Source organism: Candidatus Protofrankia californiensis, from assembly GCF_900634765.1.
In the GTDB taxonomy this organism is placed as follows: domain Bacteria; phylum Actinomycetota; class Actinomycetes; order Frankiales; family Frankiaceae; genus Protofrankia; species Protofrankia californiensis.
Genome location: NZ_CAAAFT010000128.1, coordinates 17,211 through 20,923 on the forward strand (window position 1 = coordinate 17,211; position 3,713 = coordinate 20,923).

Sequence of the window (3,713 nt, forward strand, 5' to 3'; positions counted from 1 at the left end):
TGTAGTCGAACATGAAGCGACGTCCCTCGGAGTTGAGCAGCACGCCGCCGTCGCCCCGGACGCCCTCGGTGACGAGGATCCCCTTTACCGACGGTGGCCAGACCATCCCGGTGGGATGGAACTGGACGAACTCCATGTCCATCAGCGCGGCCCCGGCCCACAACGCGAGCGCGTGGCCGTCGCCGGTGTACTCCCACGAGTTCGACGTCACCTGGTAGGACTTGCCGATCCCGCCGGTGGCGAGCACCACCGCGGGTGCGTCGAAACGCACGAAAGTGCCGGACTCACGCCAGTACGCGAAGGCGCCGGCGATCCGCCTACCCTCGTGCGCTGGTGTGGACGGTTCACCGGTTTCACCTGGTGCGCTCGGTACACCCGGCTTGCCCGTTCGGGCCGGTTCGGTCACCTGGACCGGTGCCGCCGGCCGGGCTGGCGCGGGGTCCGGCGCGGTCAGCAGGCGTAACACCGTGCACTCCATGAAGACGTCGATTCTCTTGCTGATCAGCCGGTTCTGCAGGGTACGGATCAGCTCAAGGCCGGTACGGTCCCCGACGTGCGCGAGCCGGGCGAAACGGTGACCGCCGAAGTCGCGCTGGAGTATCCGGCCGTCCGGTGTCCGGTCGAAGACCGCGCCCCATTCCTCCAGTTCCCAGACCCGCGCCGGGGCCTCCTGGGCGTGGATCTGGGCCATCTGCCACTGGTTGAGCATCTTCCCGCCGCGCATCGTGTCGCGGAAGTGCGTCTGCCAGTTGTCCTCGGGCCAGACGTTGCCCATCGCGGCCGCGATACCCCCCTCGGCCATCACGGTGTGGGCTTTGCCGAGCAGGCTCTTGCAGACGACAGCGACCCGGGCACCCTGCTCGTGCGCTTCCAGCGCGGCCCGCAGGCCCGCTCCGCCCGCGCCGATCACGATGACGTCGTATGCGTGTCTTTCCGATGTTGTCATGGCTTACGTGGTCACCACCGCACGTTGTTCGCAGGATGCCTGGTTCTCAATGTGCCCGGTTCTCGATGTGTCTGGTTCGTGGGCCGCCGGATCCATGCCGGTCCTGGCACCGGCGGAATCCGGACGAAGTCGCGACGGTGACACCTCAGGCCACCCAGTGGTAATCGTGCAGGTGGCCCGCCGCGACCAGCCAGATGTAGAAGTCGGCCGCCATGATCCACAACAGGCTCACCCACGCCCACACCATGTGCCGCCGGTTGAGCGCCGACACCCCCTGCCACAGCCGCCGGCGTACCGGATGCGCTGACAGCGTCCGCAGCCCGCCCCCGCACAGATGTCGGAACGAATGGCAGGAGAACGTGTAAAGACCCAGCAGGACCACGTTGGCCACGAGCATGCCGGTGCCGACCCCGATGCCGAAACGACCGTCGAAAATGAACGCCCCGACAGCCTCGTAGGTGAGTAGCCCGATGAACAAAACGCCGAAATAGAGGAAATAACGGTGCACGTTCTGCAGGATCAGCGGCAACCGTGTCTCGCCGCTGTATTTTCGCCGGGCGTCCGGGACCGCGCAGGCCGGCGGTGCCCACCAGAACGACCGGTAGTACGCCTTCCGGTAATAATAGCACGTCAGCCGGAAGCCGAGCGGAAAGACCAGGATCAGTATGGCGGGCGAGATCCAGGGTATGTCGCCGAACAGTCCGGAACCGAGCGTGTCACTCGGGCAGGAGTCGGTCAGGCAGGGCGAATAGAACGGCGACAGGTACGGGTCGGCATAATAGTTGGCGTTGCGGAACGCCGCCCACGTTCCGTAGACGACGAAGCCGGTGAGGACCGCCACCGTGATGGCGGGCGCCACCCACCAGCGGTCCTGTCGCAGGCTCGCCTGAGCGATCCTCGCCCTGGCCGCACCGCTGAGGGGGGCGGCCGTACCAGCGGGCCCCTGGTCGTCGGCACGGGTGTGCGTCTGCGTCGCCATAGCGCTCCTAACCTCTTGACGCCTCCCGGACCGCGTGAGAGGAGCCATGATCACGCGACTTTCGGCCCGCCGGCTACCTGCCTTCGGCCGTTGGAGGCGCGATCACGATAACTCGGGTCCCTCGTGATCGCGCCTCCAGCGGTAACTTTCCGTAGTAGTCGTGTTGCCAGTCGGAAGCGGCGTCAAGCCGTGATCTGTGACCCGGATCGCCGTCGGACTGTCATACTCGGGCGCGGCGTCGACGCCGCGGCGACACGGCGCGATGTCGCTGCCACCCGCCGGCGACTCCCTCGTCGTCGCATTCGGGCTGGAACTCCGGCTCATCGTGGCGGGCCGGTACGAACACCGGCTCGTGGCACTCGCAGGCGGTGTCCGCATGCGGTTCGTCGGAACTGCCGCTTTCGGCGAGGACGGCAGTTTCGGCGGCCAGGTCGTCGATGTCCTCCATGACCCGGCGGACGTCCGCCTCCAGGCGGTCGGCAGCCCTTGAGTTCGGTGCGTGGGTGCGCAGGTGTCGGATATGGCGTTGTACTTCCTGAACCGCCGTGGTCACGGCAAAAAGCTCGCCCCGCAGGCTTGTCGATTGCACGATTCGCCACCTCCGTAGTCGCCGGTCGCCGGTCGACGGCGGCCCGGACGGGTGTCCGTACCCGCTTGGAGCTACCGCACCGGTCACATTCATGAAACATCATGTTCATATGGCAGTGTGATCCGACGGATGGCGTCCTGGCCAGGGAGAGGACCTTTTTCCCGCGCAGAAGTGCCTGAAGTCGGCCGCGAGACCCTCCGGGTATGGCCACGGACCAGACCGCGAACTGTACGAGAGCCCCAGGGCGCTGCAGTTGACACGGGGCAGGGGCGACATCCGGCTGTAATAGCGCCCGGGATGCGGGCGACTCGTGTTCGCCGAAGGCGGCGCGAGTCTGGTTCGCGCGCCGCCGGAGGCGCGAAGGCGGCTCCGTCCGTGCTGGTGTGTCCTGTCTTACGGCGGTCTACCGGTGACCACCGTGTTGCCCGGAAAGCATCTCTGGCGCACGTTCTGGAACTGAGGTTAGGCTGCACTAACTTCTGATGTGCTATAGCTAAATGAGATAGATCCGGTGCTCGCCGTGAGCGGTGCCGGTCGAAGGAGTGGATGCCCGTGCCCATCTTCCCGCGTAGGGCTGCGCTGGCGATCGCCATGTCCAGCATGCTTGTGCTCGGTATCGCCGGCTGCGGGGACGAGGAACCCGATGCCGGCTCCGCCGCGCAGACATCGGACAAGAAGATCACCGTCTACAGCGGTCGTAGCGAGTCGTTGGTCAAGCCCCTGCTCGAGATGTTCACCAAGCAGACGGGCATCAGCGTCGAGGCTCGCTACGGCGACACCGCGCAGATGGCGGCCCAACTGGTGGAGGAGGGCAACCGCTCGCCCGCGGACGTCTTCTTCGCCCAGGACGCCGGCGCGCTCGGCGCCGTCACCAAGCAGGGTCTGTTCGCCGTCCTGCCCGCCGACACCCTGAACAAGGTTCCCGGGGTGTACCGGGCCGCGGGTGGCGAGTGGGTCGGCGTCACCGGGCGCTCCCGGGTGTTGGTCTACAACTCCGACCTCGTCCCGTCCGAACAGCTGCCGAAATCGGTCTTCGAGCTGACCGAGCCAGCCTGGAAGGGCAAGGTGGGCGTTGCCCCGACGAACGGCTCGTTCCAGGCGTTCGTCACCGCGCTACGGGTACAGCACAGTGACGCCAGGGCCGAGCAGTTCCTGACGGGGCTCGGGGCCAACGACCCGCAGATCCGTGCGGGCAACGC

3 protein-coding genes and 1 pseudogene are annotated in these 3,713 nt (G+C 66.7%); 1 reads left to right on the forward strand and 3 read right to left on the reverse strand.

The features are described from left to right. The 3 genes from DD1DGNOD_RS28975 to DD1DGNOD_RS07755 all read right to left on the reverse strand — a co-directional run. Positions 1–946 (reverse strand): FAD-dependent oxidoreductase (locus DD1DGNOD_RS28975; protein ID WP_241255538.1); only part of this gene is annotated, 946 nt, incomplete at its 3' end. A gap of 145 nt (positions 947–1,091) precedes the next feature. Next, positions 1,092–1,925 (reverse strand): hypothetical protein, encoded by an 834-nt coding sequence (locus DD1DGNOD_RS07750; RefSeq protein ID WP_131765909.1) that lies wholly within the window; start codon positions 1,923–1,925, stop codon positions 1,092–1,094. Between the two features lie 220 nt (positions 1,926–2,145). Further along, the gene (locus tag DD1DGNOD_RS07755; protein ID WP_131765910.1) at positions 2,146–2,514 is read right to left on the reverse strand and encodes a hypothetical protein; all 369 of its coding nucleotides are present in this window, start codon (positions 2,512–2,514) and stop codon (positions 2,146–2,148) included. 669 nt (positions 2,515–3,183) lie between these two features. On the opposite strand from DD1DGNOD_RS07755, the pseudogene DD1DGNOD_RS27865 reads away from it, so the two are divergent. Next, a pseudogene (locus DD1DGNOD_RS27865) lies at positions 3,184–3,713 on the forward strand (extracellular solute-binding protein); the annotation flags it as partial.

Excerpts from the sequence above, each read along its gene's own strand:
- DD1DGNOD_RS07750 (WP_131765909.1), bottom strand. The coding sequence starts at position 1,925 with ATGGCGACGCAGACGCACACCCGTGCCGACGACCAGGGGCCCGCTGGT.